Genomic DNA, 16,988 nt, shown 5'->3' with positions numbered 1-16,988 from the left:
AGCCTGCGCGTCCGCCTAGTGTCGTGCCCATGACCAGCGATGACGGCCCACCCCGCACCCTCGCGGACCACGTCGCCCCCGCACTCACCTCCGGGGCGGCGTTCTTCCAGGCCCCGTACCACCCCGCGACCCGGCGCGCCGTCGCCGCGCTGGCCGTGGGGTGGGTCTGGCACCTGACCGCAGGCCTCGCCCTGTGGATCCTCGTCCTGGTCTCGTCGGGGCTGGTCCCCGCCCTGGGTGTCGGAGTGCCGCTCCTCGCCCTCGGGCTCCTGCTCGCGCGGCGGTTCGGCACGGCCGAGCGCGCCCGCGTCGCCCGCCAGACCGGCGTACGGCTCGCCGCCCCGCAGCCGGGGCCGCTCCCGACGAGCCGCTCGTCCTGGTCCCGGCTGTGGGCCCCGGTGCGGGACGACCGTGCCTGGGCCGCCACGCTGTACGCCTTCCTGGGGCTGCTCACGACCTCCTTCTTCTTCGCGACCGCCACCGCCCTGGCGGCGGGGGCGGTCGCGGCCGTGGTGTTCGCGGCAGTAGGCCGGGGCAGCGGCCTGGCACAGTGGTCCGGGCTGCCGTGGCCCGCCGCCGTCGGCGGTGCGGTGGCGGCCGCCGTCGTGCTCGTGTGGACGGCGGCCACCCTCGCCCAGTACGGGTCCTACCTCGTGGTACGCCTGGCCACGGTGCTGCTCGGCCCCTCCGCGGCCGAGGTGGCCCGCGCCCGCCTCGTCGCCGCCGAGCGGGAGACCCGCGTGGCCGAGGCCGCCGCGCACACGGCACAGGAACGGGCCGTGGCCCTCACCGAGTCGCGCACGGCCGCCGTCTCCGCCGCCGACACCGAGCGCCGCCGCATCGAGCGCGACCTGCACGACGGCGCCCAGCAGCGCCTCGTCGCGCTCGGCGTCGAGCTGGGCGTGGCCCGCCGGCTCGCCGACAAGGACCCCGGGCACGCCGTCGCCGCACTGGAGCTCGCGCACCGCGAGATCAAGGAGACGCTCGCCGAGCTGCGCGACCTGGTGCGCGGCATCCACCCCGCCGTCCTGTCCGACCGCGGGCTGGACGCCGCACTGTCCGCGCTCGCGGGCCGCAGCCCGGTCCCGGTCCGGGTCGAGGTCGCGGGCGACCTCACCCCGGCGAGCCCGGCAGCACAGGCCGCGGCGTACTTCGTGGTCGCCGAGGCCCTGACCAACGTGGCCAAGCACGCCGCCGCGGACCTCGTGCTGGTGCACGCGAGCGTGGTCCGCGACGGCGGCCCGGCACGCCTGCGCGTCGCGGTGTCCGACGACGGCCGCGGCGGCGCCGAGCTGTCCGCCGACGGCGGGCTGACCGGCCTGCGCGGCCGGGTCGCCGCCCTGGACGGCACGTTCGAGCTCGACAGCCCGCCCGGCAAGGGCACCCGCCTGACCGTGGAGGTCCCGTGCGCATCGTGATCGCGGAGGACTCCGTCCTCCTCCTGGACGGCCTGACCCGGCTGCTCGTGGCCGAGGGCCACACCGTGACCGGGTACGCGGACGCCGGCACCCTCGTCAGGGCCCTGTCCCTGCCGGACGCCGAGCTGCCCGACCTGCTGGTCACCGACGTGCGGATGCCGCCGTCCCACACGGACGAGGGGCTGCGCGCGGCCGTGCACCTGCGCAGCCTGCACCCCGACCTGCCCGTCCTCGTGCTCTCGCAGTACGTGGAGCAGAGCTACGCGAGCGAGCTGTTCGCCCGCGGGGCGCGCGGCCTGGGCTACGTGCTCAAGGACCGCATCGCCGACGTCGACGAGTTCCTCGACGCGGTCACCCGGGTGTCCGGGGGCGGCACGGTCGTGGACCCCGAGGTGGTCACGCAGATCATCGCCCGCCATCCCGGCTCCGACCTCGACGTGCTGACCCGGCGCGAGCGCGAGGTGCTCGCGCTGATGGCCGAGGGCCGCTCCAACGCCGCGATCGCGGACCGCCTCGTGGTGGGGCTGGCCGCCGTGGAGAAGCACGTGACCAACATCCTGACCAAGCTCGGCCTCCCGCCGGCCGCCGACGACCACCGCCGGGTGCTCGCCGTGCTGCGCTGGCTCGACCAGAACGGATCCCGCTCATGACCCAGCCCGTTCCCGGCGGCTCCGCCCCGGACGCCGCGTACGCCCCCGCACCGCCGCAGCGCGGTGCCACCGCCCGCGTCCTGACGACGCTCGGCGGTGTGCTCGGCCTCGCCGCCATCGGAGTCGGCGCGCTGTTCCTGGTGGACCTCATGATGTCCGAGACGGCCACCACCCACCGGACCTACGACGCCGTGGGGACCGTGGAGCTGGTGGCCGACGGCGACGTGACCGTCACGGCCGCCGAGGGCGACGTCGAGGTCGACGCCGTCGCCCGCAGCGGCCTCCGCGATCCCCGGTACGCCGCGGACGAGTCGGCGGACCGGCTGGAGATCACCCACCGCTGCGACTGGACTGCCTTCCTCCCCCGCTGCTCGGGCTCCCTGGAGGTGACCCTGCCCGCCGCCACGGAGGTGGTCGTGGTCACCGAGAACGGCGACGTCGTGGCCAGCGGGCTGGCCGGCGAGCTCTCCGTGCGGTCGAGCAACGGCCGGATCGAGGTGGCCGACATCGGCGGCGCGGTGGTGGCGCGGTCCAGCAACGGGGACGTCACCGTGCGGAACGCCGGCTCCGACGTGGAGGCCTCCTCCTCCAACGGCGAGGTCTCCGTGGACGAGGTGGACGGCTCGGTCACCAGCGAGAGCAGCAACGGCCGGATCACGGTCGGCACCGTGGCCGGCGACGCGTGGGCCCGGACCAGCAACGGCTCCGTGGAGATCTCCGCGGTGGAGGGGAACGTCTACGGGGAGACCAGCAACGGGCGCATCACCGTCGTCGGTGACGGCGAGCCCGTGGCCCTGACCGTCCAGACGTCGAACGGCGACCAGGTCGTCGAGGGACCCACCGACCCGGACGCCGACCGGACCGTCGAGATGCGCAGCTCGAACGGCGATGTCGCCTACCTCGTCCCGTGACCGCCGGACCATCGGGCCGGAGGCGATACCCTTCGTCCGCCGATGCCGCCGTCGATCAGTGCAAGGATGTGGCCCGTGCCGAGCCCGTCAGACATCTCGACCAGCCCCCGGACCGGGGGCAGGGACCTCCTGCGGTCCGCCAGCCGGATCGTCACCTCGTGGCCGGCCCTGTGGGCCGGGTTCGTGCTGGTGCACGGCTGGATCATCCTGCAGGCCTGGGTCTTCGGGGGGCAGATCCTCGGCGACGTGAACCTGTACGAGTGGTGGGTCCGCACCGGGATGAGCGACGGGTGGTGGCCCGTCTTCAGCTACGACTGGGTGTACCCGCTCGGCGCGCTGGGGCCGATGGCCGTCCCGGCTCTGCTGACCAGCTCGACGGACGGCTACTACTGGGTGTGGATGGGCCTGGTGACGGCTGCCAACGCCGTCGCCGTGGCCGTGCTCGGCCGGGCGCGGCCGCACGGGCCGGCCGCCGTCTGGTTCTGGCTCGCGTTCCTCGCCGCCCTCGGCCCGATCTGGATCGGCCGGCTCGACGGCCTGCTGGCCCCGATCATCCTGGTGGCGCTGCTCGTCGCGGTCCGGCGCCCCGCCCTCGCCATGACGCTGGCCACGGTGGGTGCCTGGATCAAGATCGCCCCGGGTGCGGTGGCCCTCGCGCTCGCCGCGACCGCGTCGAACCTCAAGGACCTGCTGCGGAACGTCGTGCTTCCGGGAGCTGCGGTGACCGCCGTCGTCGTGGGCGTCGCGATGGCGGGTGGCGGGCAGGACAACGTGCTCGACGTGTTCGGCGAGCAGGGCGACCGGCAGCTCCAGGTGGAGTCGGTCGCCGCCACGCCGTTCACGGTAGCGCGGCTGTGGGACTCCTCGATCCAGGTCGAGTACGACGACGTCATCTACACCTACGAGGTGCTCGGGGCAGGGCCGGACGCCGTGGCCCAGGCGCTGGACGTCGCGCTCCCGGTGGCCGCGATCCTCTTGGCGGCGCTCGTCTGGTGGACCGCCCGGCGGCGCCCGGACCGGGTGGGCGACATCCTGCTGCTCGGTGCCGCCGCGGAGCTGCTCGCGCTCATCGTCTTCAACAAGGTGGGCTCGCCCCAGTTCATCGCCTGGATCGGGCCGCCGCTGGCGGCCGCCATCGCGCTGGGCAGTCGCAGCCAGGGCACCCGGCGTACCTGGTTCCTGCCCGCCCTCGGCACCCTGATCGTGGCGCGGCTGACCATGGAGATCTACCCGATCCGCTACGGCGAGTTCCTCGGCGGCTGGCCGCTGGCCACGACCGTGGGGGCGCTGCGCAACGCGCTGCTCGTGGCACTGCTGATCGGGGCCGTCGTCCGGCTGGTGCAGCTCGCGCGGACGCGCAGGACCGTCCCACGGCAGCACTGAGGGTCGGTTCAGGGGTGTTCCCCATGCCAGGTGGCTCGTGGCTCCGCTACGGTCAGGAACGTGACATCCTGTCCCGCGGTTACCGTCTCGACGCCACCCGTTCCCCGGATCGCCGCATGGAAGCCTCTGCCCGGACATCGACGACCGGCAGGTTCGTAACGTGCGCGTAGCCATCGTTGCGGAGAGTTTTCTGCCGCAGGTCAACGGAGTCACCAACTCCGTCCTGCGGGTACTCGAGCATCTGCAGGAGCGGGGGGACCAGGCCATGGTCCTCGCTCCGGACGCCGATGCCTCCATCGGGCACGTCCCGCCCTTCGTCAGTGGTGCCCCCGTGGTCGAGCTCGGCTCGATCGGCTTCCCCGGGTACCCCGACGTGCGCCTCGTCGTCGGCAAGAAGTGGCGCACCGAGCGCACGCTGGCGACGTTCGCGCCCGACGTCATCCACCTGGCCTCCCCGTTCATCCTCGGCTGGCGCGGCATCCTCGCCGCCGAGCGCCTCCGCCTGCCGAGCGTCGCCGTCTACCAGACGGAGGTCCCGGGGTACGCGGCGCGCTACGGGCTGGGCGGCTTCGAGCCCCTGCTCTGGAAGCGGGTCAAGGACATCCACGAGCGCGCGACGATGACGCTCGCCCCGTCCACCGCGACCATGCGGCAGCTCGAGAACCACGGCGTGCCCAACCTGCGCCTGTGGGGTCGCGGCGTGGACACGCAGGCGTTCCACCCGCAGTTCCGGGACGAGGCGTGGCGCCGCACGATCGGGGGCGGCCGCGAGATCCTCGTCGGGTACGTGGGCCGGCTGGCCGCCGAGAAGCAGGTCGAGGCACTGCGCGTGGTGCAGGACCTGCCGGGCGTGCGCCTCGTGATCGTCGGTGACGGCCCCGAGCGCGAGCACCTGGAGCACGTGCTCCCCCAGGCCCGCTTCACCGGGCTGCTCCGGGGCGCCGAGCTGTCCCGGGCGATGGCCAGCCTCGACGTGTTCGTGCACCCGGGCGAGCTGGAGACATTCGGTCAGACGCTCCAGGAGGCGCACGCCAGCGGCGTGCCGGTCGTGGCACCCGCGGCGGGCGGGCCGCTGGACATCGTCCGGCACTCCCACGACGGCTGGCTGTACCCTCCAGGTGACCACGAGGCACTCCGCGCACGCGTCGTCGACCTGGTGGGGGACGAGCGCAAGCGGCGGGCCTTCGGCACCTCGGCACGAGAACGTGCCGAGAGTCGTACCTGGCACGACATCTGCTCCGAGCTCATGGGGCACTACGAGGACGCGGTCCGGGTGCACGCGAGAGCAGGCTCAGCGGAGGTATGACGTGCGGATCGTCCACGTAGCGAACTTCTACAGCCCCCGGTCGGGGGGCATCCGGACCGCCATGCACGCCATGGCCGGGCAGTACCTCGCCCGGGGGCACGAACCCGTGCTCGTGGTGCCCGGCCGGCGGGACGGGGTGTCGCTCGTGGACGGCGTACGGGTCGTCAGCCTCGCGGCACCGCGTGTGCCGTTCTCCGGGGGCTACCGCGCCGTGGTGCAGCCCGGCAAGATGCGCGGGCTGCTGGAGACGATCGCACCCGACCGGCTCGAGGTCAGCGACCGCACCACGCTCGCCGGGCTGGGCGACTGGGCCCGCGAGGCCGGGGTGCCGTCCCTCATGATGCTGCACGAGCGGGTCGACGGCGTGCTGCGGTCCTGGATCCCCGGCGCCGCCGCGGGCGGTCAGGCCGCGGCGCTGGGCGCGGCCGTCACGCCGGCCCTCGCCGACCTCTACAACCGCGCCACGCTCACCCGGTTCGACCGGCTGGTCGCCACCACCCAGTTCGCCGCCGGCGAGGTGGAGCGGCTGGCCGCCCGGTCCCGTGGCACCACGCTGCCGCCGCTGTACCGCGTGCCGCTCGGCGTGGACCTGGAGCGGTTCCGGCCCGACCGCTGGTCCGCCGAGGCCCGTGCCGAGTACGCGCCGGCCAGCACCGCGCTCATCGTGCTCGCGAGCCGGCAGTCCACCGAGAAGCGCCCTGACCTCGCGATCGACGCCGCCGCACAGCTCGTGCGCGACGGCCGCCCCGTGCGGCTCGTCGTCGCCGGCTCGGGACCGTTGCTGCCGGCGATGCGACGCCGGGCCGAGGCCGCCGGGCTGCCCCACCGGTTCCTCTCGTTCGTCCCCGACCGGGACCGTCTCGCCACCCTGCTCACCTGCGCCGACGTCGTCATCGCGCCCGGTCCGATCGAGACGTTCGGGCTGGCGGCGCTGGAGGCGCTGGCGTCCGGGACGCCCGTGGTCTGCAGCTCGACGAGCGCCCTGCCCGAGGTGGTCGGCACCGCCGGTGCCGCGGCCGCGCCGGAGGCGGCGGCTCTCGCCGTCGCCCTGCACGAGGTGCTGGACCGCGACGTGGACCAGCGGCGCAAGGCCGCCCGCGCCCGCGCCGAGCTGTTCCCCTGGAGCGCCACCGGCGACGCGATGCTGGAGCTGCACTCCCGCCGGGCCTTCGAGCTGCGGCCCGACCCGGGACGGTCCGACGTCACCGACCCGTCCGGCCCGATCCACGTGGGCAGCGCGGGACGCCGGTGAGATGACGTCGGCGTCGGGACGCGGCCGCCTGGTAGCCCTCGGTGACTCGATCACCGTGGGCGTGGGTGACTCCGTGGGTCCGGACGCCGTGCACGGCCCCGGCTGGGCCGCGCACCTGGCCACGGTGCTCGGCATGACGGAGTTCACCAACCTCGCCACCAACGGCGCCCGCTCCCGGGACGTCGCGGAGGCACAGCTCGCCGCGGCGCTCGCCCTGCGGCCACGGCTCGCGACCGTGCTCGTGGGCGGCAACGACGTGCTCCGCAGCGACTTCGACGCCCGGCTGACCCTCATGGACCTGCGCCGGAGCGTCCAGGAGCTGCGCGGAGCCGGCGCCGACGTCGTCCTGGTGCGGCTGCCCGTGATCGGCCTCTTCGAGCTCGCCCCGCGCCCCGTACGGCGCGTGATGCGGCGCCGGGTCGCCGCCGTCGACGCCGCGGTCGACGAGGTGGCCTCGGCGAGCGGCACCGACCAGGCGCCGGGACGCGTGGTCGTGGTCGACGCCGCGCACGCCATCGCGCCCGCCGGGGCGAAGGCCTGGCACATCGACCGCGTGCACCCGTCGCCGGCCGGCCACCGCCGTCTGGCGCTGGCAGTGGCGGCCGCTCTGGCGACCCTCGACCCGGCCTACGCGGTGGTCCCCGACGGTGCCGACGCGGCCCGGCAGGTCGCCGCCCGGCTGCCCGCGGCGCCGGCCCCGCCCGACCTCCGGCAGCGCGTGACGTGGCTCGTGCGGGCCGGGCTGCCGTGGTGCGTCCGGCGCGGGCGGGACTTCCTGCCCGGCCTGCTGCGCGCCGTGGCGCACGACCTGCGGGCCGAACGGGCGCTCACGCACGGCAGCATGGTGACGAGCCTCGCCGACTCCGGCCTGGACCCGCGCCGGCGGATCGGCCGCGGCTGAGCCTCAGCCCCGTGTCTCGACCCGCGGGCGCATCGCGTCGATGATCCGGGTCCAGTTGTCGCCGCCGTGGCCGTGCTCGCGCGCCCAGGTGTAGTAGGCCCGCACGGCCTCCGGCAGGGCGCGGTCGACGCCTGCGGCCTCGCTGGTGGCGACGATGTGGTCAGCCGTCGCGCCCATCATCGTGACGGTGCTCAGGTGGCCGGGGTGCTCCCCCGCCTCGAGCTGCGCGCCGGGGTTCTCGCCGGCCTCCAGGATCGCCCCGGTGCCGGCCAGGGTCTGGAGGAGCTCCGGCAGGGCGGCGGTCGGCCGCACGCCCGCGGACTCCAGCAGGGCGGTGGCGTGCATGAGGGCCGCGAGCGCCGTGAGGAACACGTCGAGGTTGGCCTGGTACATGAGCTGCGCCAGCCCCGGGTCCTCGCCGAGGTAGCGGGGTGCGCCGAGCGTGCCGAGCACGTCCCGGTGCGCCTCCAGGAGCCTGGCCGGGCCGCTGTAGTACACGTAGGCGGCGTCCGTGCCCACCATCGGCGCGGGGACCATCACGCCGCCCGTCAGGAAGCGGGCTCCGTGCCCGGTCACCCAGGCGGCGCCTTCGCGGGTCCGCTCGGGCGAGTCCGAGCTGAGGTTCACGACGGTGCGGCCCGCGAGGGCCGTGGTCGCCGGCCCGAGCACGTCGTACATCGCCGGGTAGTCGGTGAGGCTGAGGATCACGAGCCCGCTCGCGGCGACGGCGTCCTCGGGCGTGCCGGCGAGCCGGGCGCCCGCCGTGACGAGGTCGGCGGCGCGGCTCGGCGTCCGGTTCCAGACGGTGACGGCGTGACCCTGGGCGAGCAGCGTCCGGGCCATGGCCTGGCCCATGGGGCCCAGGCCGAGGACGGTGACGGTGGTGCTCATCGGGCGGCCTCCGCGGGTTCGGGGGTGGTGGACCGGTCTGCCCGCAGGCTCTCGTAGATGCGGGCGAAGGCCTCGGCGCCGTGCCCGGCGGCGATCTGCCGGGCGATCAGCTCCTGCACGGCCGCGACGGGTGCGGGGTCGACCCCCTGCTCCCGGCTGGCGCGCACGATGTGGCTCAGGTCGGAGAAGTCCAGGCTCTGCTGGCCGGGCACGGTGTAGTCGCCGCCGTCGACCACCGCGGCGTCGTGCGCGAACCCGGCCGTCATGGCGCTGAGGAACGGGGTGGCGCGGGCGGCGAACTCGGTGGCGGTCACACCGACCGAGCCGACCATCGCGGCGCCGTGCAGGAAGCCCGCGAACATCGTGTACATGCCGGAGAGCATGGCCAGGTCGTACAGCGAGGCGAGGCCGCTGTCGGCGCCGTCGTAGGTGCTGGTGGCCCAGCGGTCGAGCACGGCGCGTGCGGTGGCGAACACGTCCGCGGAGCCGCTGTACAGGATCGACGCCTCGGCGGTGCCGATCATGGGCGGGGTGGCCATGATCGCGCCGTCCAGGTAGGCGACGCCGTTCCGCTCGGCCCAGGCGGCGAGCTCGCGGGCCTCGTTCGGCGTGGTGGTCGTGAGGTTCACGAGCGCCGTGCCACGCATGGTGCCGATGACGGGGTCGAGGGTCTCGTGCACGGAGGCGTGGTCGAGCAGGCAGGCGATCACGAGCGGGTGGGCCGTCACGGCGTCGGCGACGTCGGACGGCGCCGCGGCTCCCCGTGCGGCCAGGTCGGTGGCGCGGGCCGGGGTGCGGTTCCAGACGGTGGTGGCATGGCCGGCGTCGAGCAGGGTGGCGGCCAGCGCGCTGCCCATGGCGCCCAGGCCGAGCACCGTGACGCCGGTGGCGTCGGGTGTGGTCATCGCAGGGTTCTCCTCGGTAGAAGGTGACCCGACCATGCTCCGCGGGCGACGTACCATCATGGAAGTACCCACTATTTACTGGGGTACTTACCTTTCGGTAAGCCCCGGTAAGGAGGCCCGATGACGAAGTCACCCCGCACGGGGCCCTACATCTGCGGCATCGATGCCGCCCTCGACGTCGTGAGCGGCAAGTGGAAGGGCCTGATCCTCTGGGAGCTCGACGAGCACGGCGTGCGCCGGTTCGCCGAGCTGCGCCGTGGGCTGCCGGGCGTGAGCGAGAAGATGCTGACCCAGCACCTGCGGGAGATGGAGGCCGACGGGCTCGTGCACCGGCAGGTGCACGCCGAGGTGCCGCCGCGCGTCGAGTACACGCTCACCGAGCACGGCCGCGCCCTCAACGCCGCGCTGGGGCCGCTCGGCGCCTGGGGCGTGGAGCGCATCCGGCGGGAGGGTTCCGGCCTGGTCGAGCACCGCGACGCGGCAGCGCTCCCCCGGCCCTGAGGTGGCTCGGCGACGCCCGTGTGGGCGCCGCCGGCCGCGCCGTCAGGACAGCGGCATGAGACCGCGCTCGGCGAACACCTTCCGCGCCGCGGCGACGGCGTTCAGGGCGCGCGGGAACCCGCAGTAGACGGAGCTGTGCAGAAAGACCTCGATGATCTGCTCCGGCGTCAGGCCGACGTTGAGCGACGCGTCGATGTGCACCTCGAGCTGTGCCTCGCTGCCGCCCATCGCGGTGAGGATGCCGAGGGTCACCAGCTGCCGCTGCTGCGGCTCCAACCCGGGCCTGGAGATGATGTCGCCGTACCCCCACGCGACGATCTGATGCCCGAGCTCGGGGGCGATGTCGGCCAGCGAGTCGATCACTCCGTGGCCGGCGTCGTCGTGGATGGCATCGAGGGCCGCCATACCGGACGCGAACCTCTCCGCGCGCGTCGCCGCGTTATCGGACATCGTTCTTCTCCTTCTGAGCTGCCGTCAGGGGTGCACTGGCTCGATCGGTGACACAGGAGCGAGCGCCGGTGGGCGCGACACCAGTCCAGCCCATGCGTGGGGGCCAGCGCAAGACAACGATGCAGGTCAACCGAGATTTCTCCGGGCGGAATCAGGGTGGAGACGGGGCGTCGGGCGGCTCGGGCGAAATTCGCTGCGGCGGGAGCGGCGGGGGCGCCTAGCCTTGCGGCGTGACCACGCTCGTGCCGCATGTCCCGCTCCCGCCGGACCAGGACGACGGCGTCCGCTACGCGTACGGACGGGACTCGTCCCGGCGGCCGGACGTCCCCCGCGGCACCACGACGGAGCTGGACTGGCGTAGCACCACCTACCCGGGAACGTCCCGGAAGGTCTGGATCCACGTTCCGGCCGCCTACGACCCGGCCGAGCCGGCAGCCGTCCTCATCTTCCAGGACGGCTGGTGGTACCTCGACCCCGACGGCGACGTGCGCGGCGGGATCGTGCTCGACAACCTCGTCCACCGCGGCGACATCCCGGTGACGATCGGGGTGTTCGTCGACCCGGGCGTGCTCGACGCCGGGGAGCGGAACCGCAACGCCGAGTACGACGCGTTCGACGCCCGGTACGGCACCTTCCTCGCCGACGAGATCGTCCCGGAGGTCCGCCGGCGCTTTGCCGTCTCCGACGATCCGGACCGCTGGGGCATCGTCGGCGGCAGCAGCGGCGGCAACTGCGCCGTCACCGCGGCCTGGCACCACCCGGACCGGTTCCGGCGGGTCGCGTGCTTCCTGTCCAGCTTTGCCCAGATCCCCGGCGGAAACCCGTATCCCGACCTCCTGCGCACGACCCCGCCCCGGCCGTTGCGCATCTTCTCGCAGGCCGGGCACCGAGACCTGCGCTGGGACCAACCCGACCACAACTGGCTCGCGGAGAACCTCCGGTTCGCCGCGGCCCTCGCCGAGGCGGGCTACGACTTCCGCCTGGTGCTGGGCGACGGCGGTCACAACCCCAACCACACCGGGGTGCTGCTGCCGGACGCATTGCGCTGGCTCTTCCGATAGGCCGTCGGCTACGTTCGCGCGGTGCGCAGGGTGTCGGTGGTCGGAGCGTCCGGGTCGGGCAAGTCCACGTTCGCGCGGCGCCTCGCGGAACGCCTCGACGTCCGGCACGTGGAGCTCGACGCGCTCTACTGGGGGCCAGGCTGGACCCCTCGGCCCCAGGAGGACTTCGTGCGGGACGCCGAGCGCGCCGTGGCCGAAGAGGCCTGGGTGGTCGACGGCAACTACTCCGTGCTGCAGCACGCGGTCTGGGCCCGAGCCGACACGGTGGTCTGGATCGATCCCCCGGCTCCGGTCGTGCTCGCGCAGGTCTACCGGCGATCGTTCCGGCTCGCGGCGGAGCAGACCGAGCTGTGGCCGGGGACCGGCAACCGCCAGCCCTGGCACGACGTGGTGCGTCCTTGGGCGAGCGACTCGATCGTGCGGTGGGCGTGGTCGCAGCTCAGGCGGCATCCTGAGCTGTACGGGGCGGCGATGACCGATCCGGCGAACACCCACCTGACGTTCCACCGGCTGCGGTCGCGGCGGGCGGCCGACGGGTTCCTCGTCCAGGTGGCGGGGCACTGATCTGGTGACGGCGCACGAGGACCGGTTGTCCGCTGACCTGCTGGCACACGCGCTGGCGACGCTCGAGGTGGCCAGGACGAGCACCGCGTCACCCACGGAGGCACGGTCCGGTGCCGGGGTGTACCACGTGCGGACGTCCACCGGCCGCCCCGCATACCTCAAGGTCACTCCCGCCACGCTTGGCCGGGCGGTGATGGCCGGCGCGGAGCGTGAGCTGCGGTTCTACCGACAGGTCGCACCGAGCCTGCCTGTAGCAACTCCCGCACTGCTCGGCACCGTGTCGGCACCTGACGGCCTCGCGCTCCTTCTCGCCGACGCCGGGACCGAGCGCGCGCCGACCGCCTGGACCGACGGCGACTGGGCACTGCTCGGCCGCGCTCTCGCCCGGATCCACGCCACACCGGTCCCCGACGGTGAGTGGACACGCCCGGACACCCTCCTGACGGCGGTCGAGACCCCGGACCTCGACCGGATCCGGGCCTTCTGGGCGCCCGTCCTGCCGAGACTCGAGTCGCTGCTGGAACAGCGCACCGAGACCATCGATCAGCTCACCTCGCAGCCGACGGCGTTCGTCCACGGGGATTGTCACGCGGCCAACATCGTGCACGGTGAACGCGGGCCCGTTTTCTGCGACTGGCAGTCGACGGGGCTGGGCAGGGCGTCGGCGGACCTGGCCTTCCTGAGCGTGCGGGCCACGCCCACGGGTGCTGAGGTGTCACCGGCCCTGGTCGAGACGTACCTCGCTCACCGCCGGCAGCCCGTGGATCCGGACTGTCTCAAGCGGGCGGTCCTTCTCGAGGAGCTGGCTGTCTACGTCTTCGAATGGCCTGCCTTCGCCGCATACAACGACGCGACGGGTGTCGCCCGGGTGCGGCGCCGCGCGGCGGACCTGGCCGACCGACTCGGGTGATCCTTTCAGCTGCTCGCCCGCCAGGTCATGCGTCGGCACGACTGACGTCCCGGTGGGGCCTACCCCGCGAGCGCCGTCTGGAAGATGCCGAAGTTGCCTGTCATCCACAGTGCCGTCAGCGTGAGACCGGCGATACGCCACCCGTCCGGCGTCCGCTCGAACCGGTTGGTGTAGTAGCCGTACACGGTCTGGTCGCTGCCCCCGGTGCTGTTCGGCAGGTGGTGGCTGGCCCGCTCGTAGGCGACGCAGGTGGCGTGGTCGTCGTCGTCGAAGGTGACGACGTGGTTCGTGATCATGTGCTGCGTCGCGGTGAAGGACTCCATCCGCGGTGCGGTCATGGCGACCCAGTCGTCGGCTGCGAGGCGCACGGCGGGCTGCCCGAACCCCGCGCTGAAGTCGACGTCCACCTCGTCGGCGAAGCAGCTCCGGAAGAGCGCCCAGTCGCGGGAGTCGGTGCCGGTGGCGTACCGGAGCTGGACGTCGCTGATCTCGGCACGGTCCAGGAGACGGAGCAGGGCCTTGTCGGTTTCATGTGACAGTGTCATGTCAACCACGGTGCGCCCATTCATATGACACTGTCAAGTAGGGTGGATCGTGTGGTGACCCGAATCGAGACCGCCGCCGCGACCCGGCGAGCGCTGGTCCGCGCCGCGGCCGAGCTCCTCGACGACGGCGGCCCGGACGCCGTGACCCTGCGCGCGGTGGGCGCCCGCGCCGGCGTCTCGCGCGGCGCGCCCTACGGGCACTTCGCGAACAAGGAGCACCTGCTCACCCAGCTCGCGATCGACGCCTGGGGCGCACTCGCGGACCAGGTGCGAAAGCTGCGGGACGTGGGAAGTACGCCGGCCGAACGCCTTGAGCAGGCACTGCTGGCCCTCATCGAGGTCGGACGGCGACGCCCCCACCGCTACGCCCTGATGTTCAGCACCCCCGCGGACGACGCCGAGTCATCGGCGGCGGCGCGCCGCCTGGAGGACGAGTTCCTCACCATCGTGGCCGACGTCGTGGGCGAACCCGACGCGCTCCGCTACGGCGCCCTGCTGATGTCGAGCGCGCACGGGATCGCGGGGTTGGAGCTCAGCGGGCACCTGGCCACGGAGAAGTGGCAGGTCGACGGGGAGGAGCTGGTGCGGATGCTGGTGGACGGGGTCACGAGGGGTGCGGGTCGGGCGGGCGGGATCGAGCGCTCGATCCGAGGCTGATGTCAGGAGGGTGCCACGCCGCTTTCGCCACGATCGACGGGAAGCAACGCGGCAAACGGCCAGGGGGTGACATCAAGGTAGTAACGATGGACCAGTGCGCGGGTGCGTTCGTCGGGTGGGAGTGCGTAGCTGTTGGAGGAGAGCTGGTCGACGACAGCACGGACCACGCGGTCGGCCTCCGGCAGGCTTTCGTCGGGAAGCGGTCGCCCCTGTAGGCGATGCATGTACCCCAGTCGTCGCATCACGATCAGAGTCTCCAAGGTCCGCCTGCGGAGGCCAGACGCCTCCTCGATCGGCCTGTGATCCTGACGTGCCAGGTCATGTAGGAACTGGGCGGTGCGAGTGGGGTCCGCCAGTTGCGGCCGCCAATCCGGTTTGCTGGCGAGGACGCGGCAGAGCGCGTCGAGGGCTGAGCGGTCCGCGTCAGTCGGGAAGCTGATGATGCTTGCTGCGTCCAGCGGTGCGGCCTTGGGCCTGCCAAGATGGTCCGCGATGCTCATCCAGGCACGACCCCGCCTGTGCAGCTGAGCGATAGGTGCGGCGTAGCGGCCGGTACCCAGGACCGCAATTCCGATCGGGGCGCCAGCCCCGGTCGCGACCCATGCGGTGATCTTCCACTGGTCGGCATTACGCGTCGCACCCGTTTCGGGCACCGCGTAATGGTCGTACGGCAGGTCCACTGTGACCTCATCGGCACCAAGTCGCGCACCTGCAGGCGTGAACGTGATCTCGCACGCACGACGCTGAGGTCGCCCGGGCACGATCAGCCCGCCATCGACGGGCCTGGCAGCCTTCAGCCACGCGCTTAACGTCATCGACTTAGGATGCCGCACATACACGGCGTTTCGGGCGACGCGAAGCTAGGCGTCCGGAGCACAGGAGTCTCGCCATGGGCTACCTGGTGCACAACGGGGACCAGGGCGGCAAGTCGCCCGCCAAGGTGTCAGCAGGCGAAACCGGACTGAAACGGAGTGCCCGGCATGACGAAGGCCCCCAGATCCGCAGAATCTAGCGGTTGGGGGCCTTCAGGGTGCGGTAGCGGTGGGGTTGGAGAGGGCACTTGTACGGCGTTGCACGTGGAACGACACAACCTGGCTGACCTGCGCAGATACCGTGATCGCACTCTGACCGGCTTGGATGCGTTGGCACCAATGCGGACCGCAAACCGGAGCGAAAACGGAGACATCCTGGCGCGTTCGGGGTGGGGCGTCGTTCGGCTCCCTGCCACGTGGTTCGTCGGCGTAGTGCCGGGTCAAGGCTGGCACTTGCGCCATCACGCAGTGACGCGGAGCGGCCTTGACGTGGTACCTCGTCGATGAAGATCCTCCGAGGGCCGGACGTCGTTCCACTGGTGAGATGACTCGCTGACCGGCCCCGGTACCGGTCTCGTGCTCGGTGTCGGACGGCCACCCCAAGACATCTGAATCTCGCCTGCGGATCAGTTGGCCGGCTCAACCTCACCTGGGTTTCCGTCCGGCGGGAGGAAGATGATCTGAGGCACATGCTGCCGTTTGGCGAGTTGCTGTGCCCGTTCCGTCTGGTCCGAGTCCACGCCCAGATCGATCCGGACAGCTTCGCGAAACTCGTCAAGGCGTTTGTCGATCTTATGCCGGTCCAACGTCGCCTGTCGTTTCGCGGCTTCGATGTCACCAGCGTGGTAGTGATTCTCCGTCTCGCCGAGGAGAAATACCGCCTCGTGGATCTCTCGCGCGATCTGGTAGGCCGCCTCGCTGCCGTAGATGCCGACCCGTTCAAGCGCGAACTCGATGGATTCAAAGTCCATGTCTCCCCATGGCGCTTCCGGCCCCTTCCCAGCGGAGAGCGCATACAGGTAGTCGTCTGTGATCGCGCGGTAATGGCGGTACGCCTGGAGAAAGTCGAGATACGCGTCGCGGCGGTAGTCGAAGAGTCGGGCCGTTCGCTCCCGAGAGTGCCCGCTAGTCGAGTCCTGCTTTGCCCAGCGGCGCTGAAGGAACGAGTGTGCAAGCTGGAGGGCTCCGCTCAGCAGCGCACCTACCACGACGCCCAGCAACGCCCACACTTCGGGTCTCATGGCTCGAAAGCGTAGCCCGGCACTCGATCGACCGGGCCCCACCAACAACGGCAACCTCGCAGGTCGGACCAGAGCTCGCGTCCGACCGCGGACGACCTGACGCGTTGGCGTCGGGCGGGCGGTTGTTAGGCGGTTGCTCGACCTAACCGGCTACGGGCGCCGGCCGCCGTGACCGCCCGCGATATACGGGAGGTGCTGGGGCCCTGCATCCATCTGCTCAGGACCTCTCGGGAGCCGTGATGAACGCATACGCCTCGGCGACTGCCCTGACCTTGTTCACATCGAGGTTGGGCTTAGGCTTCGCCAGCGCCCCGATCAACGCCTGGAGCATCAGCCGGCGCACTTCGTCGCGCAGCTCCTCGATGGGCTTCTCGGGTGCCGTCTCGTCGGCCATTTGACGTCCTCCTGTTCCCCCGCGCGCTTCGTACGCAGCGAGCTTTGACGCCGAAGGTACGGCGATTCATCAGCGCCCGCCCGCGATTCGACGTCGGGAGGTCGAAGATCACCCACTCCACCGCGACTTGCTGACGTCTACTGAACGGGCTCCAGAGCGCAACGGCTCTGGGGCGACTGCCGGACATTTTCTGTCCTGTATGGGCCAGCGACGCAGGTGGGGTGCGGTGGGGGTGC

The 16,988-nt window shown here is 72.4% G+C and carries 19 protein-coding genes; 12 read left to right on the top strand and 7 right to left on the bottom strand.

The window, feature by feature from the left end; genetic code table 11:
• Window positions 1-29: 29 nt before the first annotated feature.
• The 7 genes from ACIG47_RS16960 to ACIG47_RS16930 all read left to right on the top strand — a co-directional run bounded on the left by ACIG47_RS16960 (window position 30) and on the right by ACIG47_RS16930 (window position 7,821).
• Window positions 30-1,418, top strand: coding sequence for a histidine kinase (locus ACIG47_RS16960; protein ID WP_397432178.1), 1,389 nt, complete (start codon window positions 30-32; stop codon window positions 1,416-1,418).
• Window positions 1,406-2,068 carry a LuxR C-terminal-related transcriptional regulator gene (locus ACIG47_RS16955; RefSeq protein ID WP_397432176.1) on the top strand — a complete coding sequence of 221 codons (663 nt, stop codon included), beginning with the start codon at window positions 1,406-1,408 and terminating at the stop codon, window positions 2,066-2,068. Before ACIG47_RS16960 ends, ACIG47_RS16955 begins: the two co-directional genes overlap by 13 nt.
• Window positions 2,065-2,979, top strand: a complete 915-nt coding sequence (locus ACIG47_RS16950; RefSeq protein ID WP_397432175.1) for a DUF4097 family beta strand repeat-containing protein — start codon at window positions 2,065-2,067, stop codon at window positions 2,977-2,979. Before ACIG47_RS16955 ends, ACIG47_RS16950 begins: the two co-directional genes overlap by 4 nt.
• Before the next feature lie 66 nt (window positions 2,980-3,045).
• A complete protein-coding gene (locus ACIG47_RS16945; RefSeq protein WP_397432173.1) occupies window positions 3,046-4,362 on the top strand; it encodes a hypothetical protein in 1,317 nt (438 codons plus the stop codon).
• A 160-nt stretch (window positions 4,363-4,522) separates the two neighbouring features.
• On the top strand, window positions 4,523-5,668 hold the full coding sequence (locus tag ACIG47_RS16940; RefSeq protein ID WP_397413165.1) for a glycosyltransferase family 4 protein: 1,146 nt from the start codon (window positions 4,523-4,525) through the stop codon (window positions 5,666-5,668).
• A 1-nt stretch (window position 5,669) separates the two neighbouring features.
• Window positions 5,670-6,920, top strand: a complete 1,251-nt coding sequence (locus ACIG47_RS16935) for a glycosyltransferase (RefSeq protein ID WP_397432172.1) — start codon at window positions 5,670-5,672, stop codon at window positions 6,918-6,920.
• Between the two features lies 1 nt (window position 6,921).
• Window positions 6,922-7,821 (top strand): GDSL-type esterase/lipase family protein, encoded by a 900-nt coding sequence (locus tag ACIG47_RS16930; protein ID WP_397432171.1) that lies wholly within the window; start codon window positions 6,922-6,924, stop codon window positions 7,819-7,821.
• 3 nt (window positions 7,822-7,824) lie between these two features.
• On the opposite strand, the gene ACIG47_RS16925 is transcribed toward ACIG47_RS16930, so the two are convergent.
• Together ACIG47_RS16925 and ACIG47_RS16920 are read right to left on the bottom strand one after the other, a co-directional pair.
• Window positions 7,825-8,712: an NAD(P)-dependent oxidoreductase gene (locus ACIG47_RS16925; protein ID WP_397432169.1), complete on the bottom strand. Its 888-nt coding sequence runs from the start codon at window positions 8,710-8,712 to the stop codon at window positions 7,825-7,827.
• On the bottom strand, window positions 8,709-9,617 hold the full coding sequence (locus ACIG47_RS16920; protein WP_397432167.1) for an NAD(P)-dependent oxidoreductase: 909 nt from the start codon (window positions 9,615-9,617) through the stop codon (window positions 8,709-8,711). Before ACIG47_RS16920 ends, ACIG47_RS16925 begins: the two co-directional genes overlap by 4 nt.
• A gap of 120 nt (window positions 9,618-9,737) precedes the next feature.
• On the opposite strand from ACIG47_RS16920, the gene ACIG47_RS16915 reads away from it, so the two are divergent.
• Window positions 9,738-10,118: a winged helix-turn-helix transcriptional regulator gene (locus ACIG47_RS16915; protein ID WP_397413155.1), complete on the top strand. Its 381-nt coding sequence runs from the start codon at window positions 9,738-9,740 to the stop codon at window positions 10,116-10,118.
• Window positions 10,119-10,160: 42 nt separating this feature from the next.
• On the opposite strand, the gene ACIG47_RS16910 is transcribed toward ACIG47_RS16915, so the two are convergent.
• Window positions 10,161-10,568 (bottom strand): carboxymuconolactone decarboxylase family protein, encoded by a 408-nt coding sequence (locus tag ACIG47_RS16910; protein ID WP_397432166.1) that lies wholly within the window; start codon window positions 10,566-10,568, stop codon window positions 10,161-10,163.
• Between the two features lie 230 nt (window positions 10,569-10,798).
• Between ACIG47_RS16910 and ACIG47_RS16905 the strand changes: the two genes are divergently transcribed.
• From ACIG47_RS16905 to ACIG47_RS16895, 3 genes are read left to right on the top strand one after another with little or no spacing between them, the layout of a single operon-like run.
• On the top strand, window positions 10,799-11,629 hold the full coding sequence (locus tag ACIG47_RS16905) for an alpha/beta hydrolase (protein ID WP_397432165.1): 831 nt from the start codon (window positions 10,799-10,801) through the stop codon (window positions 11,627-11,629).
• A 21-nt stretch (window positions 11,630-11,650) separates the two neighbouring features.
• Complete coding sequence (locus tag ACIG47_RS16900) at window positions 11,651-12,193, top strand: AAA family ATPase (RefSeq protein WP_397432163.1); 543 nt, start codon at window positions 11,651-11,653, stop codon at window positions 12,191-12,193.
• A gap of 4 nt (window positions 12,194-12,197) precedes the next feature.
• On the top strand, window positions 12,198-13,103 hold the full coding sequence (locus ACIG47_RS16895) for a phosphotransferase family protein (RefSeq protein WP_397432162.1): 906 nt from the start codon (window positions 12,198-12,200) through the stop codon (window positions 13,101-13,103).
• Between the two features lie 59 nt (window positions 13,104-13,162).
• Here the strand turns inward: ACIG47_RS16895 and ACIG47_RS16890 are convergent, their stop codons facing one another.
• Complete coding sequence (locus ACIG47_RS16890) at window positions 13,163-13,648, bottom strand: nuclear transport factor 2 family protein (RefSeq protein ID WP_397432161.1); 486 nt, start codon at window positions 13,646-13,648, stop codon at window positions 13,163-13,165.
• Window positions 13,649-13,702: 54 nt separating this feature from the next.
• Between ACIG47_RS16890 and ACIG47_RS16885 the strand changes: the two genes are divergently transcribed.
• A complete protein-coding gene (locus ACIG47_RS16885) occupies window positions 13,703-14,305 on the top strand; it encodes a TetR/AcrR family transcriptional regulator (RefSeq protein ID WP_397432160.1) in 603 nt (200 codons plus the stop codon).
• A 2-nt stretch (window positions 14,306-14,307) separates the two neighbouring features.
• On the opposite strand, the gene ACIG47_RS16880 is transcribed toward ACIG47_RS16885, so the two are convergent.
• The 3 genes from ACIG47_RS16880 to ACIG47_RS16870 all read right to left on the bottom strand — a co-directional run bounded on the left by ACIG47_RS16880 (window position 14,308) and on the right by ACIG47_RS16870 (window position 16,752).
• Complete coding sequence (locus ACIG47_RS16880; protein WP_397432158.1) at window positions 14,308-15,120, bottom strand: hypothetical protein; 813 nt, start codon at window positions 15,118-15,120, stop codon at window positions 14,308-14,310.
• A 623-nt stretch (window positions 15,121-15,743) separates the two neighbouring features.
• Complete coding sequence (locus ACIG47_RS16875) at window positions 15,744-16,358, bottom strand: hypothetical protein (RefSeq protein WP_397432156.1); 615 nt, start codon at window positions 16,356-16,358, stop codon at window positions 15,744-15,746.
• Between the two features lie 217 nt (window positions 16,359-16,575).
• Window positions 16,576-16,752, bottom strand: a complete 177-nt coding sequence (locus tag ACIG47_RS16870) for a hypothetical protein (RefSeq protein ID WP_397432154.1) — start codon at window positions 16,750-16,752, stop codon at window positions 16,576-16,578.
• Window positions 16,753-16,988 lie beyond the last annotated feature (236 nt).

Source organism: Promicromonospora sp. NPDC052451 (assembly GCF_044547525.1).
In the GTDB taxonomy this organism is placed as follows: Bacteria; Actinomycetota; Actinomycetes; order Actinomycetales; family Cellulomonadaceae; genus Promicromonospora.
This window is presented reverse-complemented; position numbering and strand designations above follow the sequence as displayed.

Excerpts from the sequence above, each read along its gene's own strand:
- ACIG47_RS16930 (WP_397432171.1), top strand. The coding sequence starts at position 6,922 with ATGACGTCGGCGTCGGGACGCGGCCGCCTGGTAGCCCTCGGTGACTCG.
- ACIG47_RS16870 (WP_397432154.1), bottom strand. The coding sequence starts at position 16,752 with ATGGCCGACGAGACGGCACCCGAGAAGCCCATCGAGGAGCTGCGCGAC.
- ACIG47_RS16920 (WP_397432167.1), bottom strand. The coding sequence starts at position 9,617 with ATGACCACACCCGACGCCACCGGCGTCACGGTGCTCGGCCTGGGCGCC.
- ACIG47_RS16960 (WP_397432178.1), top strand. The coding sequence starts at position 30 with ATGACCAGCGATGACGGCCCACCCCGCACCCTCGCGGACCACGTCGCC.
- ACIG47_RS16880 (WP_397432158.1), bottom strand. The coding sequence starts at position 15,120 with ATGACGTTAAGCGCGTGGCTGAAGGCTGCCAGGCCCGTCGATGGCGGG.
- ACIG47_RS16925 (WP_397432169.1), bottom strand. The coding sequence starts at position 8,712 with ATGAGCACCACCGTCACCGTCCTCGGCCTGGGCCCCATGGGCCAGGCC.
- ACIG47_RS16950 (WP_397432175.1), top strand. The coding sequence starts at position 2,065 with ATGACCCAGCCCGTTCCCGGCGGCTCCGCCCCGGACGCCGCGTACGCC.
- ACIG47_RS16945 (WP_397432173.1), top strand. The coding sequence starts at position 3,046 with ATGTGGCCCGTGCCGAGCCCGTCAGACATCTCGACCAGCCCCCGGACC.
- ACIG47_RS16875 (WP_397432156.1), bottom strand. The coding sequence starts at position 16,358 with ATGAGACCCGAAGTGTGGGCGTTGCTGGGCGTCGTGGTAGGTGCGCTG.
- ACIG47_RS16915 (WP_397413155.1), top strand. The coding sequence starts at position 9,738 with ATGACGAAGTCACCCCGCACGGGGCCCTACATCTGCGGCATCGATGCC.
- ACIG47_RS16910 (WP_397432166.1), bottom strand. The coding sequence starts at position 10,568 with ATGTCCGATAACGCGGCGACGCGCGCGGAGAGGTTCGCGTCCGGTATG.
- ACIG47_RS16890 (WP_397432161.1), bottom strand. The coding sequence starts at position 13,648 with ATGACACTGTCACATGAAACCGACAAGGCCCTGCTCCGTCTCCTGGAC.